Genomic DNA, 16245 nt, shown 5'->3' on the forward strand with positions numbered 1-16245 from the left:
CTTTCATACAATAAAAGGAACCTTCTACTTGGGTAGGGCCTTGGCCTCTTCCCATTGTTAGTTGAACCAATCGGGGTGTTAGCGACCTTCTCCTTTTGATAGGGAATGATCCTGGCACCTTCTCACTATCCCCAAGTTGCTTCATCCACCTACACCTTGCCGCTACAGGTAATAAATGAGGGAAAATCATGAACTTCCATATTGTAAGAGTTGTGCCGTTTGAAAGCGTGCATTCAGTTCCAATTATACAGGTAAGTGAAGCTTTGGTAAAAAAATTGAAGCTTCCACAAGATATATCTTTTCTTGATTTGCAATGCAGTCGGAATACAATCTCGGCTCCGGTCGTAAGTATCAAGGGAGAGGAATGCACCATGAGACTCGATCCCTCTATTTTACATTCCCTGCTGCTTTTTGAGGAAGAAAAAAATTATTTGGTTACCTATGATCAAGCAAAACAAAAACTTGTCATCGGCCCGGTCATCGGACTTTTGACTGAAATCAGCTTAAAGGAAGAACAGATCGACTTGAAGTCCATTCATGCCTACTGCCAGGAACTTGCGAATTTTTCCGATGAGATCGGAGCGGTTTTTTATGTGTTTTCAGTACCGGATAAGCGGACAGATAAATCAATAGAAGGCTATTATTATGAGAATGATGCTTGGAAACGGTACACCCTTCCTTTTCCGCAAGTGATCCATAATAGGCTCCATAAACGTACGAACGAAAGACAGCAAATGTTTCAGGATTTCACCCAGGCCTTGCAGGAATGGAAAATACCTTATTTCAATGATCATTTTCTCGATAAGTGGACCGTCTATAAACAATTGCAGGAGGCGGGGCATCTGCGGCCTTTTTTGCCGGATACGACCCTCTTTTCAAAAGAATCGCTTGAAGGTTGGCTGGACCTATACTCCACCATCTTCATTAAACCTATCAATGGCAGCCAGGGAAAGCAGATTTTCAAGGTCTGCAAGGAGGGGGACTGCTTTCATTTAAGCTATTCATCCATTCAACAGGAAGTATCTTCAACATACAGTACTTTTGCTGAATTGTACAAGCGGCTTTCCTCGCATATCAGGAAAAAGAAGTACATCATCCAAGAGGGCATCGATTTGTTGGATCTTGATGGACGCCCGGTCGACTTTCGTTACCTTTGCCATCGGGGGGAAAACCACCGCTGGCGGATGACATCCTCCACCGCCAGGGCTTCCAAGACGGGATACTTTGTATCAAACCTTGCACAGGGTGGAGAAATGCTTTCCGTTACAAAAGCATTAAGATCCCGCTTTGAAAAAGAGGAGCTTATGCATCTCCGGCAGCATCTGAAGGAAATTGCGCTGGAAGTGGCCAATGTGGTGGGAACGGAGTCGGATGGAATCTACGGGGAGCTTGGGATCGACCTAGCCGTCGATAGATCAGGACGCCCCTGGATCATCGAGGTGAACACCAAGCCCTCCAAGAACATGGATAGCACTCCAAGCTCCTCTATGATCCGCCCTTCTGCAAAAGCGATTATCCTTTACTGTTTATTTCTGATAGATGAAACAATCAAGGAGGCCTGATAGGTCATGATGACACTGGGAATACTTTCTTTTTTGAAGCCGACTCCTTATATGACGAAAATAGCCCAGCACTCGGTCAGCAGAATGACGGTTTTTCACTTTACCCCCCAGCAATTGACCTGGGAGGAAGAAATAAACGGTCTCCGGTTTTGTCCTGAAAAATTGGAATGGGTTAGTGACAGCTTTCCTATTCCTTCTTTCATTTATGACCGATGCTTTTACTCCACACTCTCGGCCCGGGGCCTGTCCGGACGGGTGGAGCGTCTGAAGCAAGATGATGCTCATCGTTTTTTGGGATACGGCCTTCCCAATAAATGGATCGTTTATCAGGCTTTATCAACCGACCCGGCTCTCTCATCCTTTTTCCCAAAAACTTTAAGACTCACCACTCCAACCTTCCTCTTGGCAAATTTACAGCTAGAAAAAAAGTGGCTGTTAAAGCCGATACAAGGTTCACAAGGAAAAGGGCTGATAAAGGTTGAAGCCTCCAACGGTCTTTTACTGGCAAAGGAAGTGAATCAGCCTGGGGAGCGACTATTCACGTTCCGTTCCTCCCTCCAATTTCAGCAATGGCTACATACCCGGATGCAAAAAACATCCTATATCTTTCAGCCTTTTTTGCCACTTCAGAATGAAGAAGGATGTCCATTTGACATCAGGCTTCTGTTGCAAAAGGACGGTAATGGGGAATGGCAGGAACGGATAAGGATCATTCGTACAGGCATCCCTCACCATATTACCTCCAATTTGGCTGGTGGCGGAAGGATGCACACCTTCACTTCGCTTTCCAAAAGCTTCTCCTCCGCCCTAAAGAGAAAGCTCGAAGATGATATCAGAAAAATAGTCACACACCTTCCTGTACTACTGGAAAAGGAATTTAGGCCACTTTTTGAACTGGGGCTGGATCTCGGATTGGATAACCGCATGAATTTGTGGATATTAGATATTAATTCCAAGCCAGGTCATAAAATAGTAACAATGACTGCAAAACATGTTCAACAGGAAATCTATGAGGCACCAAGCAAATATTGTGCACACCTGGATTTTTCATTAGGAAACAAAATGGGAGTTGAATGATATGAAAGCTCTTTTGCCTGTAAAATGTAAGGATTCACTGAAGGATGATGCCATACTCATCCCTGATGCATTAAAAGATAGGCCTGTCTCCTCCATTGCTTTTGGAACTTTGCAATACGCATGCACCCCCTCCTATCATGCAGGAGGGACCTTATACGTATCCAAGAAGATCTATGAGGAACTGCTGTTGCCATATGAAGGGAAAATCCATCTTTTCGTTCAGGAGGATGTACTTCATCTCGGGCCGCTCATCGGTATTTTCACAGCTGGTTTTACGAACTCGATCGTCCGTCCGATAGGCGAGCGTACCCTCTTTTTCTCCAAACTGCTCTCAACCGAGAAAAAAGTTGGCGCATATGTTTTCCTATTTGGTGCCAACCATATCAATTGGGAGGACGGGACGATGGAGGGATATATGTTCTCAGACAAGGGCTGGAGCAGAAAAAAAGTTCCTTTCCCACATGTGGTATACGATAGATTGCCAAATCGGCGGACCGAAAAGCACAAGCTCCTTTCGGAAACCAGGGAGAAAATGCAAAAGGACTATGCCATCCCCTGGTTCAATCCCGGATTCTTCAACAAATGGGACATCCACCAGAAATTGATGATCGAAGAAAGCATCGTACCCTACCTGCCTGAGACGAGCAACAAGGTGACCATTGAAAAAATGGAAAGATTCCTTTCGGATTATCCGTTCATTTATGTTAAACCGATGAATGGCAGCCTTGGTCTCGGTGTGTATAAGATCATCTATAACCGGGAGGAAGGCCACTATTATGTCAGATACAAGAACGAGGACCTTCAGAACAAGCTCATGCGCTTTTCTTCCCTGGAAACCTTGCTTGGAACTGTCATGAAAAATAAAGACCTTTCAGGCTATCTGATCCAACAGGGAATTCCTCTGCTGAAAAAGGATGATTCCCATATAGATTTCCGCGTTCATACCAATAAAGATGAAAACGGCAAGTGGATGGTCAGTGCCATGGCGGCAAAGCTCAGCGGCAAAGGCAGTGTCACCACCCATATGAATAGCGGCGGTGTGGTAAAAACCCTCTCAGAGCTGTTTCCAGATGAAGCTGAGCAAACAGAGGTCACAGACAAACTGAAGAGGGCCTCCCTTCTCATCAGCGATGCAATCGATACACATCTTCCTGGCTTCATCGGGGAGATCGGTTTTGATTTCGGCATGGATAGGGATAAGAAGGTATGGCTGTTTGAAGCAAATTCAAAGCCGGGCAGGTCAATTTTTTATCATCCAAAGCTAAGAAATGAAGATATCCTGACAAGAAAGCTTTCCATCGAATATGCTGTTTACCTTACAGAACAAACCATTCAGCATCCGGACGGCATCCTTTCATGAAGCAGCTCTACTACGATCTAAAAGAAAAATCCTGGTATCACACCGATCAGGGAAAAGAAAAGATCTTCCTTGGCAAGTTTTTCACTGTTCCACATAAGGACTCTCATCCTAGAGAGTATCAGTCTTTTCATTTCCAAGTGGCGGAAAATAAGGCAGGTCCGCTTGTAGGCATCATGGCGAGTCCAAAAAAAGAGGGCTTCATCGGGAACATCGGCCTTTTTAAACGACTTCAGCTTTCACTGGCCAGAAAGGGCGGCAATTCGATTGTCTTTACACCAGATCAGCTTTCAGATGACGGGATGGACGGCTTCTGCTTTCTGCCAGCACATCGGAATTGGATAAAAATGAAGGCGCCCCTGCCTGACATCATCTATAACAGACTCATTTCACATGAAGATGAAGTGAAACATCTTGAAAAAGTGCAGAATCTGGCAGACCTTTACGATATCCCGATCTTCAATCCATGTTTTTTTGATAAATGGGAGCTCTATCTGCAGCTGAAAAGCCATCAGGAGCTAGCGCCTTTTCTTCCGCGGACCTCCCTATTGAATGAGGAAAACCTGGCGGAATTTCTACAAACCTATAAGGAGGTCTATATAAAAAAAAGAAAAAGTAAAAAAGGCATCGGCCTTTCCTACATCTCCAACAATGGCCATAGCTATATCCTGAAAACCACTTCCGCTAAAACTTTATTGTTTCCGAGCATTAAAAAGCTATATCAATATTTCTGCAAGGATGGACCCGCACACTCCTACATCATCCAGGAGGCAATTGCCACCCTACCTTTTGAAGGGAGAAAATTCGATTACAGGATTCTTGCCCATGCTAACGAACAGGACTTTGACACAACAGGCATCGGAGTCCGTGTGGCCACCAAGCAGCAGGTCACCACCCACGTTCCGGCAGGGGGAAGCATAGTGTCTTTGGAGGATCTTCCATTTGAGCTGGACGTCCCGGCTATCCGAAAGCTTATCAGCCTATGCGGAAAGCATCTTTCCACCTTTTATGACAATCTTGGTGAGTTTTCTGCTGATATAGGGGTCACCCCTGATGGCAAGCTTTTTCTATTTGAACTGAATGCAAAGCCGATGGACTTTGATGAACCGGAAATCAAGACCGCTTCCATTGAAAAGCTGACAGATCTTTTTATCGCTAAATCAAATAAAAAAAAGGAAAACGTCGTTTAGTGTAGAACTAATCATTATCGAGAAATAATGATTAGGGGGAGCAGCATGATCTCACATTTCCAACTGAAACCTTTCTACAAAAACAGTAGTTTGCCCGGGTGGCATCTTTCATTCTTTTTCAAAGGCCAGCGTATAACGGCCACCTATCATAAGGATGGACAGATTGATTTTGACGGGACCGCTTCCTTTTCTCCTGAAGAAAAAGAACAAGTGGAGAAACAGATCCATGAGCTGATGCTGTTTCATGTCTACGAATAACTGGTATGCTTCCTCCCTCCTATACACAAACTAAGTGTAAAAGGAGGGATTTTTTTTGACGGATAATAAGAAGGATCAGACCAAGAAAGAACCTAGCTACGAAGGTCGTGATGAGTACTTCATGGACGTGGATCGCTATATCAATGAAGGAATGGCCGGTGGCAGCGTATTTTCCAGGGACAAATATACAAATATCGAAGAGGCGCGCGACCTGGAAAAGGAAACGCCGCCGAATGAATAGACCTGGCACTCTTCCTATCAACAGGAAGAGTTTTTTTGTTCGTTCTTTTGCTATAATAGAAGCAACGCACGTATAGAAAGAAAGGGATCCTCATGTACAATCGACTGAAAGAAATTTACGGAGATTCTCTTGTAAGAAGATCAATGCCGGATGATTTCCAGAAGTATGAATGGTTTTATGGACCGACCAATGATTATATCGGTATTGAGAAAAGCGAATTAGGGGAAAAGGACATGCTATTGTTGGCTGCATTCATGGAGCGGGCATCTCAAGTCCAATTTGACATGTCTTCAACGGAAAATTGGTGGCATTCCTTATTGTATGCAAATGAATATAGTGCACCTGACCATCCCTATCCACCACAGATGCATTGCCGTTTCATCCACTTCCATTTCGTGGATGCCTTCCAGCATAAGGAGGATTGGAAGGAAGCACTGACTGCCTTTTTTGAGACACCCATCGAGCTGATATGGGAAAATGCCACATCAGGGGTCCTGGTTGAAGTGTTTCCCAAAAATCATAAACCGGAGGAAAGCCCTCCCTATTCCGATATCATCGATACGACCGCAAGCGACTTTTATTCAAATGTAAAGCTGTTCATCGGCTCCTCGAGATCTATAGACGAAAATGCGAAGTTTGCCTTTGACTGGGAAAAGAAATGCTTTGACCTCTCCCGCCTTTCACAAAAGAAAATGGCGATCCATACATTTGAACAGGCCATCCCCTATCTGGTGACAGGGCAATTGGAACCAGAGCTTGTCACACAGTTCAAGCAGCAGTTCGGACCTGTGCTCGAAGAAGATCAGGAATTGCTTCAAAGCATCAAGGTCTTCATTGAAAATAATCTCAATGTCTCGTTGACTGCAAAAAAGCTTTTCATGCATCGCAACAGCCTGCAATATCGAATAGATAAGTTCTCAGAGCGCACCGGGATAGACATTAAAAACTTCCAGGGTGCATTGGCCGCTTATCTTGCACTGATCATTTTGGAAACGGAAAAGTGATGTTTTCCCCGACATGTTGTCAGACTCATGACAACATGCACAAAAAACACCCCCATCTTTGTGCAACTTGTACATTTACGGATTGTATGCGTTTTCGGTACACTGATGTTAGTTAAGAAAACGATTTCATAGGGGGAAATGAACAATGGCTGAATTAAAATTAGATCATATTTATAAAGTATATGAAGGCGATGTTACTGCCGTTAAAGACTTCAACTTACACATCAAGGATAAAGAGTTTATCGTATTCGTAGGACCATCAGGTTGCGGAAAATCTACAACTTTACGTATGATTGCAGGTCTTGAGGAAATTTCCAAGGGAGATTTTGAAATCGACGGGAAAAGAATGAACGATGTTGCTCCAAAAGACCGCGACATCGCGATGGTATTCCAGAACTATGCACTTTACCCGCATATGAATGTATACGACAACATGGCTTTCGGATTGAAGCTTCGTAAGTTCCCGAAAGAAGAAATCGATCGCCGCGTAAAAGAAGCAGCAGCAATCCTTGGACTTGAGCAATACTTGGACCGTAAACCTAAAGCATTATCAGGTGGTCAGCGTCAGCGTGTTGCATTGGGACGTGCAATCGTCCGTGATGCAAAAGTATTCTTGATGGATGAGCCACTATCCAACCTTGATGCAAAGCTTCGTGTAGCGATGCGTGCTGAGATCTCCAAGCTTCACCAACGTCTGCAAACGACTACTATTTACGTAACGCATGACCAGACTGAAGCGATGACAATGGCGACTCGCCTTGTTGTCATGAAAGACGGCATCATCCAACAGCTTGGTTCACCAAAAGAAGTATACGAAAATCCTGAAAACGTATTTGTTGGCGGATTCATCGGTTCTCCTGCAATGAACTTCTTCAATGGTAAACTTGAGGAAGGTGCATTCTTACTTGGGGAGCAGAGAATCTCCGTTCCAGAAGGAAAAATGAAAGTCCTTCGTGACCAAGGTTACGTTGGGAAAGAAGTCATCCTTGGAATTCGTCCAGAGGATATCCATGATGAGCCTGTGTTCATTGAGTCCGCTGTTGGTTCTACCATCACTGCAGTAATTGAAGTTGCAGAATTGCTTGGTGCAGAATCCATGCTTTATTCCCAGATCCACGGCCAGGACTTTGTAGCACGTGTTGATTCCCGTTCAGATGTCAAGCCTCAGCAGACTTTGCAGCTTGCACTTGATATGAATAAAGCCCACTTCTTCGACTTTGAAACGGAATCTCGCATCCGTACAAAATAATGATACTCGTAAAGCCAGGCCCTCTCATGAATGAGCGGTCTGGCTTTATTCTTTTACAACCACCATTTGATCCTGTTGACAAAGAGGACAGCTGAACATATGAAGGCAAATATTTTCCGCCAGGCTATTCAAGTCCCCATCCACGAGCTTTAATACATCAATATCCATATATGCGCTATAATCATCCAAGAAATCCGTCGCCTTCCCGCCATCCAGCATCAAGCTTCCACAAGACGCACACCTTGTTTCATATGAATCGAATCCATTACATAAAGGACACATCGCCATCCTTGCCCCTCCATTCCTGATCAAGTTTATTTTTTCTCAAACTGATGGAATTATGCTAGCTGCCAACCCCTTCGATATCCAATAATTACCTGTAAGAAAAAAGAATAAGGATTTTAAGAAATTCCTATAATACAAGTAACAACTTACTACCAGATGGACCAGGCCGAGAGCGCGGCAGGAATTTCTGCTGAACTGGTGCAAACCCAGTGGGTCCAACCAAAACTATATTTCGAGGAGATGAATCAACATGGCAAACCAATCAAGAAATTCGTCTAATCAATTAGTAGCACCTGGAGCACAAGCAGCTATCGATCAAATGAAGTATGAAATCGCTTCTGAGTTCGGAGTTAACCTTGGTGCTGACACAACTGCTCGCGCTAACGGATCTGTTGGTGGAGAAATCACGAAGCGCCTAGTTCAAATGGCTGAGCAATCCCTAGGCGGAAGATAAGTTTCAGTTTTTATGTAACACATAATTTTATATGTATGGATCCAGGCACCTCATACTTTGGGGTGCCTTCCTAGTTGAGGGGATAAAAAAAGACCTCGCACAATACGAAGTCTCAAATACTATAATCATACTCCACTGCTTATCATTCGCAGGAATTGTTTTGTTCTTTCTGCTTTCGGGGATTCGAAAATCTCTTCAGGCTTTCCTTTTTCCACGATGACACCTTTGTCCATGAAAATGACTTCATCTGCCACTTCACGTGCAAATTGCATTTCATGGGTGACAACAACCATGGTCATCCCCTCCTGGGCAAGCTCCTTCATGACTCGAAGAACTTCGCCGACAAGCTCGGGATCCAGCGCGGATGTCGCCTCATCAAAAAGCATCACCTTCGGCTCCATCGCCAACGCTCTTGCAATGCCGACACGCTGCTGTTGTCCGCCTGAAAGCTGGAATGGATAAAAGTCCGCTTTGTCGCCAAGGCCAACCTTCACTAAAAGGCGTCTTGCCTTTTCTTCCACTTTTGCTTTTTGTTCCTTTTTCACCGTAATCGGCCCTTCCATCACATTTTGCAGGGCTGTCATATGGGGGAAAAGGTTATAGCTCTGGAACACCATCCCCGTCAACCTTCTGAAGCTGGCAATCTTACTGGAAGGAACCTTTGAGGAAAAGTCCAATGTTTGATTGTCTATGGATACTTTTCCGGCGGTTGGTGTCTCCAAAATATTCAAGCAGCGTAAAAGTGTCGTCTTTCCTGACCCGGATGGCCCGATGACGACCACTACTTTTCCCTGCTCCACATTTAAATCTATTCCTTTTAATACTTCTAAATCTCCGAACTGTTTGTATAAGCTCTCAACTGCAATCATATACTGAGCTCCTTTTTATTTTGCTACATACCGGTCTAATCGTCTTTCCAGCTGTCCTTGAACAAGGGAAAGCAAGAAGCAGATGATCCAATATAATGCTGCCGCCTGTGTATACAAGAGCAGGAATTCATAGTTGGTGGCTGCTATTTCCTGTGCCTTCCTGAACATTTCCGTCACCAATATCAAGGACGCCAGTGAGGTATCTTTGACAAGGCTGATGAAGGAATTGGATAACGGGGGAATGGACACCCTGGATGCTTGCGGTAAAATGATGCGTTTCAATGCCTGCGGGTAAGTCATTCCCATGGAATATGCCGCCTCCCACTGCCCTTTTGGCGTGGATAGGATGGCTGCGCGAATGATTTCTGATGCATATGCACCAAGATTGAGGGAAAATCCGATTACGGCAGCCGGGAAGGAATCAATGGTCACCCCTATGGAAGGCAAACCGTAGAAAATGATAAATAATTGCACCAACAGCGGCGTTCCCCTGATGATGGAAACATAGATCTTTGCGATGATCTGTAGCGGCTTGACCGAAGAAATACGTGCCAATGCCGTTAACACAGCAATCACGAGGCCAATGCTAAATGAAATCAATGTCAATGGAATCGTATAAGTGAGAGCACCCTTCACCAATGGGAGAAGGGAACTCTGGGCAATGCTCATCATCCGGTCAAGTCTTTCAGGGTCTGAAAAAATACTAGTTAAGTACATCTTCACCAAACCATTTCTCTGCAATCTTTGCGTAAGTGCCGTCTTCCACCATTTCTGCCAAAGCGCCGTTGACTGCCTCTACCAATTCGTCACTGCCCTTTCTGAACATAAATCCGCTTTTTGCAGCATCTTCATGCTCTGCCACAATCTTGATCGGTGCATTTGGACGGTTCTTTTGGAAATCGAGTACCGACAATTTATCATTGATCGTCACATCCACGCGATTAGAGGATAACAATTCGATCGCTTCGTTGAAACCATTTACGCCGACAATCTCCGCTTTGTTTTCACGTGCAAGATCTGCGTAGTTGCTTGTCAATGATTGAGCAGATTTCTTTCCTTCGATGTCAGCAAATTCTTTTACGTCTCCATTGTCTTTATTCGCCACAACTACTGCTGTGCTTGTAATATAATGATCAGAGAAATCATACTTTTCCAGGCGATCCTCCCTGATGCCAACCTGGTTTGCGATCATATCAAAACGTTTTGCATCAAGGCCGGCAAACATGGCATCCCATTGCGTTTCCATGAACTTCGCTTCCACGCCCATACGCTTTGCCACTTCTTCTGCCACTTCTACATCAAACCCGGTAAGTTTACCGGAATCGTCATGAAAAGTGAATGGAGGGTATGTTCCTTCCGTCCCGATCAGAAGTGTTCCTTCTTCCTCCACTTTGCTAAGCAGATTTTCCTTTTCTTCTGCCTTGTCCCCTTCGCCTGTCTTTCCATCATTATTTGTAGTTCCACATGCCGCCAGAACAAATGCGAATGTGAACAATAGTGTAAATAGTGTTAAATATTTCTTCATCCTTTTTAAACCCCCAGTAATCTTATCAGAATTGTTTTATTAACATATTGTATAGTATATAAAGTTCCTCTTGTTGTAAAGAGATTTGTTTCACCATTATCATTTCCTATTTCCGCGTTAATAATGTTGCGTTTCTTAACATCCCTTTGAATATCCATTACTCAACCTATACCCTGCACTTGAAAAGAGTAACTGGTCTTTTTGCATCAAAAAAAGAGCCGGGATATCCCGGCTCCTGATGATCTTATCCCGCCAAATGCTGGCCACCTTGTTGCAGCTCATACATTTGATAGTATTTCCCCTTACGTTCCATAAGTTCTATATGGTTTCCTCTTTCTACAATAGCCCCGCGATCCAATACAAGAATCTGATCTGCACTCTTGATGGTAGAAAGTCGGTGAGCGATGATAAAGGTCGTTCTTCCTTTTTTCAGCACTTCAAGTGCGTTTTGGATGACTGCCTCCGTCTCTGTATCAATGCTCGCTGTGGCTTCGTCCAAAATCAGGATTGCCGGGTCAAAGGCCAAAGCCCTTGCAAATGAGATGAGCTGTCTCTGTCCAGAAGAAAGCGTGCTTCCCTTTTCAATTACAGGTTCCTCCAACCCCTTGGGCAACGCGGAGATGAAATCCATTGCTCCTACATCCTCCAATGCTTTTTTTACCTTATCCATCGAGATGGATGGATCCTCCAAGCTTACATTGGATGCGATTGTACCGGAAAAAAGGAATGGATCTTGCAGTACAATCCCCATATGCTGCCTGATTTCCTGCTTCGAAAGCTGCTGAATATCCTTTCCATCAATAAGGATTTTCCCTTTTTCAATATCATAGAAGCGGAAAAGGAGGTTCATGATAGAGCTTTTCCCTGAACCTGTGTGACCGACAAGTGCCACTGTTTCCCCTTTTTGCGCCTGAAAGCTGATATCCTTCAGGACGTATTCATTCTCTTTGTATCCAAACGAGACCGATTCGAAGGAGACATTCCCTTCATAGCGGGGATGCTGTACATCCGATACTTCCACCCCTGCTTCATCCATCAATTCAAATACACGGGCTGCTGAAACACGTGCCTGCTCCAGGTTGGCCAACTGATTGACCATCCCTGTAATCGGTCCGAACATTCTTCCAAGGTAGTCCACATAAGCATACAGGACTCCCAATGAAATCATCGATCCGACCCCCAATGAAGCGCCACCGAAATACCAGATGACGACCACAAAGGAAATATTGCGCAAAACGCCGACAAGATTATGGGAAGTCAATGCGTTCAGGCTCAGCAGTTTGTTCTGATAGGTGAAATGCTCCTCGTTCCACGTTTCGAATTCTTCCTTCGCCTTCTTTTGGCGGCGAAACGCTTGAATGATCGTCATTCCCTGGATGGATTCATTGATGTTCCCGTTAATATCGCTTAACAATGCCCTGATCTTATGATTGTACACTGATGCATACTTTCTATAGAAAATAAACCATATCACAAGTATCGGAATGAGAAGCAAGCTTATGGCTGCAAGCTTGGCATCCAACAGGAATAAGGCAATATAGATCCCTGTAATATAGATCAGTCCCGAAAAGAACGTCGCAAGGACCGTTACATACAACTCCTTTATCGTTTCCGTATCATTGGTGATCCGAGAAACGACCTTGCCTGCAGGAAGATGATCAAAGTACTGGATCGGCAGCTTTTGAATCTGACCGAATACATCCTCCCTCATCTTTTGGATGATCCTGTTTGCCGATGTCTGAAGGTAATAACTCTGTCCGTACTGGAAAAATGATGATACTACAAGCAGGCCAAAATACAATGCAACCAGATACCCGATATATTTTACCTCCGGCTGATAAAAGTCGATCAGTTCGCTGCTAGTGAGCCTAGTTGCCTCATAGGTGGCTGACTCTTCGCCTCGGGTAATGGTGAGTTCCCCATTTGCAGCCCTTCTCTCTCCATCAAAAGTGATTTCTGATGGAACAAAATAATACTCCCTGCCAACCTGGAGAACCCTCGCCGTATCCTTTCCTGATACATCTGTATCTTCGGCACGGTCCTCGCGCAGATAGTACTTTCCATTGTAAAAGACTTTATCCTGTCCTTCTTCCCCTGTCGCAATCCACGTTTTTTCAATCCCCAGAATGTGGTTATCGATCATACGTTTTGCAATGAATGGACCAGTTAGCTCTGCTGCAACTGCTATGGAAAGCATGATCAGTGCAATAATGATGATTTTCTTTTGTGTTAGGGCGTAGCGAAATAGCCGTTTCCCTGATTTTACTTCTTTCATGTCAACACTTCGCCTCCTTTTGGCGACTGAACTTGCTGTCTTTCAAACTGTTCTTTGTACCATCCACCTGCTGCCATTAGTTGTTCATGGAGGCCCGACTCGACGATTTCCCCGTTTTCAAGCACGATGATCCAATCTGCATGCTGGACTGCTGATAAACGGTGAGTGGAGATGATGGTCGTTTTTCCTGAACGTTCATTTCTGATATTTTCAATGATGGTCGCTTCCGTTTTCGCATCGACTGCCGATAAGCTATCATCAAGGATCAAAATCTCAGGATTGGCGATCAATGCTCTTGCAATCGAAATCCTTTGCTTCTGTCCGCCTGATAGGGAAACACCTTTTTCCCCAACCAGCGTCTGCAATCCTTCCGGTAGCATCTCCAGGTCTTTTGTGAATGCCGAGGATTCGATCGCCTTTGCTATCTCTTCATCTGTGGCATCCTGCTTCCCAAAAAGGATGTTTTCTTTTACCGTCCTGGAAAACAACACATGATCCTGTGGCACATAGCCGATCCATCCTTGTATCTCCTCAAGTGTGATTCTTTCCAGCGGGACGCCATCTATGGTGATTTTGCCTTTTCCGGTTGGATATTCCCTTAATAGTTGCTTGATGATGGTTGTTTTCCCGCTTCCTGTTTTCCCGACAATTCCAAGTGTCTGGCCCTTCTTTATATGGAAGGAAACCTTCTTCAAATTGTCCACAGTTGACGAAGGATATCGGAATGTAACCTCGTCGAAGTCAATGCTTGCCGGATCATTTACCGATATGGGTGAAGCATGGTCTGCTACATCCGCTTCATAGGCAAGCGTCTCATTGACACGATCAAGAGAAGCGTTCCCGCGTTGCATGACGTTGATAAGCTCACCAATTGCGAACATCGGCCAGATCAACATCCCCAGGTATACGTTAAAGCTGACAAGCTCACCTAGTGTGATTTCCTTATGGAACACGAGGTATGCCCCGTAACCGAGCCCGATCAGGTAGCTTGCCCCGACCAGCAGTTTAATGGTAGGTTCAAACAAAGAATCAATGATGGCAACTTTCACATTCTTTTTATACACATCATCCGTCATCTCATGGAATCTGCCCTGATCTGCCCGTTCCTGCACATAAGCACGGATGACCCGCACTCCTGCAATGGATTCGAGCACCCTATCATTCATATCACCGAAAGCATCCTGGGCTTCTGTGAAGCGTTGATGAATCTTTTTCCCGTAAATATTCATGGCAAGTGCCATCAACGGCAATGGCAGAATGGCTGCGATTGTCAGTTTCCAGCTGATGAGGAACCCCATCGTCCCGAGAATGACAAGCATGAATGCACTGGAGTCTATAAGTGTCAGTACACCGAATCCGGCGGTGGTAGAAATCGCCTTCAGATCATTCGTTGCGCGCGCCATTAAATCACCGGTACGGTTTTTTTCATAAAATGTCGGTGTCATCTTTAAAAGATGTCCCATCAGCTTCGAGCGCAATGACCTTTCCACAAGGAATGAACTGCCAAAAAGCTGATACATCCATACATAAGTAATTCCATAGATTACAAAAGCAAGAAAGAATAAAAAGGCAACATATTGAAAAAGCCTTTCAGGTGTAAAAGCGCCTATTTGTATATCATCAATGGCCATTCCAATCATCTTTGGCGGGATGATTTCCAAAAACCCCGCAAAAATGAGTAATGCAATGGCTACTGCATATCTTTTCCAATGCTCCTTAAAAAACCATCCTAATTTACCTAATACTGATAGCATGTTATCCTGCCCCTCTCCGATTTCCTAGACCTTTGGCACCTACCCATCATCTGAAGCCTCTCTGTATGTGATCAAAAGAACCATTGCTTTTTCCATTTTTAATTTCCCCCTTAAAATTTGTTTGGACCTCATCTTCTTTAGTGGAAGAATATAGAAATCTATGCAAATAAAAAAAGGCACACCGAACGCCAGCCCGGTATGCCTGAGAATATCCCCAATAAAAAAGCACACGTCACGTTCATGCAGTGACCTGTGTTTGCACATTACTATTATCCCAATGAATACAAAATGATAAAGGTATGGTCCCAGTCATGATTAATTCAGACTGAGTACGCGCTCAGGACAGGTCACGAGATCTATGAAGTTAAAAAGCTTACGTGCAACATCATCGAATACAACAATTAAATTAATCATTCTCGAGCCCTCCTTTTCCTTTAAAATAAAGTTTCATATAATTTCCACCCTCTAAACTTATCACCGTGGACAAGATTTTGTCAATTACTAATTTTAAGATAATTAATGAGCGGTGCCGGAAAACAAATCAATAAAATAAAATTCAAGTCGGGGCCAGACCCCGGCAGGAGTATCATCATTCACGTCGAAGGCGCTGCAAATTCTTGAAGGAATATCATCTTCTCTTGCTATTTTTGGTGTTTACTGTTATTCTTAAGAAGAATTATTTTTGTTCGGTATGTAAGGATTCAAAGTTAAGATTTAACTTTCGCCTTGATATTGTTTGAGCAAGAATAGTAATACATTTGTGCGTAAAGCACATAGGAGGTAACAACATGTTACAAGGTACAGTAAAATGGTTTAACGCAGAAAAAGGATTCGGATTCATCGAGCGCCAAGACGGAGACGACGTATTCGTACACTTCTCAGCTATCCAAGGCGAAGGTTTCAAATCTTTAGAAGAAGGTCAACAAGTTACATTTGAAATCGTTCAAGGTAACCGTGGCGACCAAGCAGCTAACGTAACTAAAGCATAATTTTTCAAAAGATAAAAAAGGCTCCCACTTCGGGGGCCTTTTTGTTTTGCCTTTATCTCCTCATAAAATTCCCAATAAAGTTCCCCATTCACAATTCAGCCATAAAATTGTGACAGACTTGTTAAAGAAGTATTTTAAATATATCTTTAAAATCAA

At 44.0% G+C, this 16245-nt stretch carries 16 protein-coding genes; 10 read left to right on the forward strand and 6 right to left on the reverse strand.

Going from position 1 to position 16245, the window contains the following annotated elements:
• Nucleotides 1-188 precede the first annotated feature (188 nt).
• From JOC95_RS12845 to JOC95_RS12880, 8 genes are all read left to right on the forward strand, one after another.
• Nucleotides 189-1562: a YheC/YheD family endospore coat-associated protein gene (locus JOC95_RS12845; RefSeq protein WP_204416836.1), complete on the forward strand. Its 1374-nt coding sequence runs from the start codon at nt 189-191 to the stop codon at nt 1560-1562.
• 6 nt (nt 1563-1568) lie between these two features.
• A complete protein-coding gene (locus tag JOC95_RS12850) occupies nt 1569-2639 on the forward strand; it encodes a YheC/YheD family endospore coat-associated protein (protein ID WP_204416838.1) in 1071 nt (356 codons plus the stop codon).
• 1 nt (nt 2640) lies between these two features.
• On the forward strand, nt 2641-3999 hold the full coding sequence (locus JOC95_RS12855) for a YheC/YheD family endospore coat-associated protein (protein ID WP_204416840.1): 1359 nt from the start codon (nt 2641-2643) through the stop codon (nt 3997-3999).
• Nucleotides 3996-5186 carry a YheC/YheD family endospore coat-associated protein gene (locus JOC95_RS12860; RefSeq protein ID WP_204416842.1) on the forward strand — a complete coding sequence of 397 codons (1191 nt, stop codon included), beginning with the start codon at nt 3996-3998 and terminating at the stop codon, nt 5184-5186. The genes JOC95_RS12855 and JOC95_RS12860 overlap by 4 nt, the downstream gene beginning before the upstream one ends.
• A gap of 45 nt (nt 5187-5231) precedes the next feature.
• On the forward strand, nt 5232-5444 hold the full coding sequence (locus JOC95_RS12865) for a YheE family protein (RefSeq protein ID WP_204416844.1): 213 nt from the start codon (nt 5232-5234) through the stop codon (nt 5442-5444).
• A 55-nt stretch (nt 5445-5499) separates the two neighbouring features.
• Nucleotides 5500-5685: a hypothetical protein gene (locus JOC95_RS12870; protein ID WP_204416846.1), complete on the forward strand. Its 186-nt coding sequence runs from the start codon at nt 5500-5502 to the stop codon at nt 5683-5685.
• A gap of 92 nt (nt 5686-5777) precedes the next feature.
• A complete protein-coding gene (locus JOC95_RS12875; protein WP_204416848.1) occupies nt 5778-6689 on the forward strand; it encodes a PucR family transcriptional regulator in 912 nt (303 codons plus the stop codon).
• Between the two features lie 145 nt (nt 6690-6834).
• Entirely contained in the window at nt 6835-7938 is a 1104-nt protein-coding gene (locus JOC95_RS12880; protein ID WP_204416850.1) for an ABC transporter ATP-binding protein, read from the forward strand.
• Nucleotides 7939-7983: 45 nt separating this feature from the next.
• On the opposite strand, the gene JOC95_RS12885 is transcribed toward JOC95_RS12880, so the two are convergent.
• A complete protein-coding gene (locus JOC95_RS12885; protein WP_204416852.1) occupies nt 7984-8226 on the reverse strand; it encodes a hypothetical protein in 243 nt (80 codons plus the stop codon).
• Nucleotides 8227-8473: 247 nt separating this feature from the next.
• Between JOC95_RS12885 and JOC95_RS12890 the strand changes: the two genes are divergently transcribed.
• The gene (locus tag JOC95_RS12890) at nt 8474-8677 is read left to right on the forward strand and encodes an alpha/beta-type small acid-soluble spore protein (protein ID WP_204416870.1); all 204 of its coding nucleotides are present in this window, start codon (nt 8474-8476) and stop codon (nt 8675-8677) included.
• A gap of 125 nt (nt 8678-8802) precedes the next feature.
• Here JOC95_RS12890 and JOC95_RS12895 read toward each other — a convergent pair whose 3' ends face one another.
• The 5 genes from JOC95_RS12895 to JOC95_RS12915 all read right to left on the reverse strand — a co-directional run bounded on the left by JOC95_RS12895 (nt 8803) and on the right by JOC95_RS12915 (nt 15100).
• Nucleotides 8803-9546, reverse strand: a complete 744-nt coding sequence (locus JOC95_RS12895) for an amino acid ABC transporter ATP-binding protein (RefSeq protein ID WP_204416879.1) — start codon at nt 9544-9546, stop codon at nt 8803-8805.
• A 15-nt stretch (nt 9547-9561) separates the two neighbouring features.
• Entirely contained in the window at nt 9562-10263 is a 702-nt protein-coding gene (locus JOC95_RS12900) for an amino acid ABC transporter permease (RefSeq protein WP_204416881.1), read from the reverse strand.
• Complete coding sequence (locus JOC95_RS12905) at nt 10250-11071, reverse strand: amino acid ABC transporter substrate-binding protein (protein ID WP_204416884.1); 822 nt, start codon at nt 11069-11071, stop codon at nt 10250-10252. Before JOC95_RS12905 ends, JOC95_RS12900 begins: the two co-directional genes overlap by 14 nt.
• A gap of 244 nt (nt 11072-11315) precedes the next feature.
• Entirely contained in the window at nt 11316-13346 is a 2031-nt protein-coding gene (locus JOC95_RS12910) for an ABC transporter ATP-binding protein (RefSeq protein WP_204416886.1), read from the reverse strand.
• Complete coding sequence (locus JOC95_RS12915) at nt 13343-15100, reverse strand: ABC transporter ATP-binding protein (RefSeq protein WP_204416895.1); 1758 nt, start codon at nt 15098-15100, stop codon at nt 13343-13345. The genes JOC95_RS12910 and JOC95_RS12915 overlap by 4 nt, the downstream gene beginning before the upstream one ends.
• Before the next feature lie 788 nt (nt 15101-15888).
• On the opposite strand from JOC95_RS12915, the gene JOC95_RS12920 reads away from it, so the two are divergent.
• On the forward strand, nt 15889-16089 hold the full coding sequence (locus JOC95_RS12920) for a cold-shock protein (protein ID WP_204416896.1): 201 nt from the start codon (nt 15889-15891) through the stop codon (nt 16087-16089).
• Nucleotides 16090-16245 lie beyond the last annotated feature (156 nt).

Source organism: Sutcliffiella tianshenii (assembly GCF_016908565.1).
GTDB lineage: Bacteria > Bacillota > Bacilli > Bacillales > Bacillaceae_I > Sutcliffiella_A > Sutcliffiella_A tianshenii.

Bases quoted from the DNA above. Each gene is read 5' to 3' on its own strand.
- JOC95_RS12855 (WP_204416840.1), top strand. From the start codon at position 2,641: ATGAAAGCTCTTTTGCCTGTAAAATGTAAGGATTCACTGAAGGATGAT.
- JOC95_RS12900 (WP_204416881.1), bottom strand. From the start codon at position 10,263: ATGTACTTAACTAGTATTTTTTCAGACCCTGAAAGACTTGACCGGATG.
- JOC95_RS12895 (WP_204416879.1), bottom strand. From the start codon at position 9,546: ATGATTGCAGTTGAGAGCTTATACAAACAGTTCGGAGATTTAGAAGTA.
- JOC95_RS12880 (WP_204416850.1), top strand. From the start codon at position 6,835: ATGGCTGAATTAAAATTAGATCATATTTATAAAGTATATGAAGGCGAT.
- JOC95_RS12875 (WP_204416848.1), top strand. From the start codon at position 5,778: ATGTACAATCGACTGAAAGAAATTTACGGAGATTCTCTTGTAAGAAGA.
- JOC95_RS12850 (WP_204416838.1), top strand. From the start codon at position 1,569: ATGATGACACTGGGAATACTTTCTTTTTTGAAGCCGACTCCTTATATG.
- JOC95_RS12885 (WP_204416852.1), bottom strand. From the start codon at position 8,226: ATGGCGATGTGTCCTTTATGTAATGGATTCGATTCATATGAAACAAGG.
- JOC95_RS12905 (WP_204416884.1), bottom strand. From the start codon at position 11,071: ATGAAGAAATATTTAACACTATTTACACTATTGTTCACATTCGCATTT.
- JOC95_RS12845 (WP_204416836.1), top strand. From the start codon at position 189: ATGAACTTCCATATTGTAAGAGTTGTGCCGTTTGAAAGCGTGCATTCA.
- JOC95_RS12920 (WP_204416896.1), top strand. From the start codon at position 15,889: ATGTTACAAGGTACAGTAAAATGGTTTAACGCAGAAAAAGGATTCGGA.
- JOC95_RS12865 (WP_204416844.1), top strand. From the start codon at position 5,232: ATGATCTCACATTTCCAACTGAAACCTTTCTACAAAAACAGTAGTTTG.
- JOC95_RS12860 (WP_204416842.1), top strand. From the start codon at position 3,996: ATGAAGCAGCTCTACTACGATCTAAAAGAAAAATCCTGGTATCACACC.
- JOC95_RS12910 (WP_204416886.1), bottom strand. From the start codon at position 13,346: ATGAAAGAAGTAAAATCAGGGAAACGGCTATTTCGCTACGCCCTAACA.
- JOC95_RS12915 (WP_204416895.1), bottom strand. From the start codon at position 15,100: ATGCTATCAGTATTAGGTAAATTAGGATGGTTTTTTAAGGAGCATTGG.
- JOC95_RS12890 (WP_204416870.1), top strand. From the start codon at position 8,474: ATGGCAAACCAATCAAGAAATTCGTCTAATCAATTAGTAGCACCTGGA.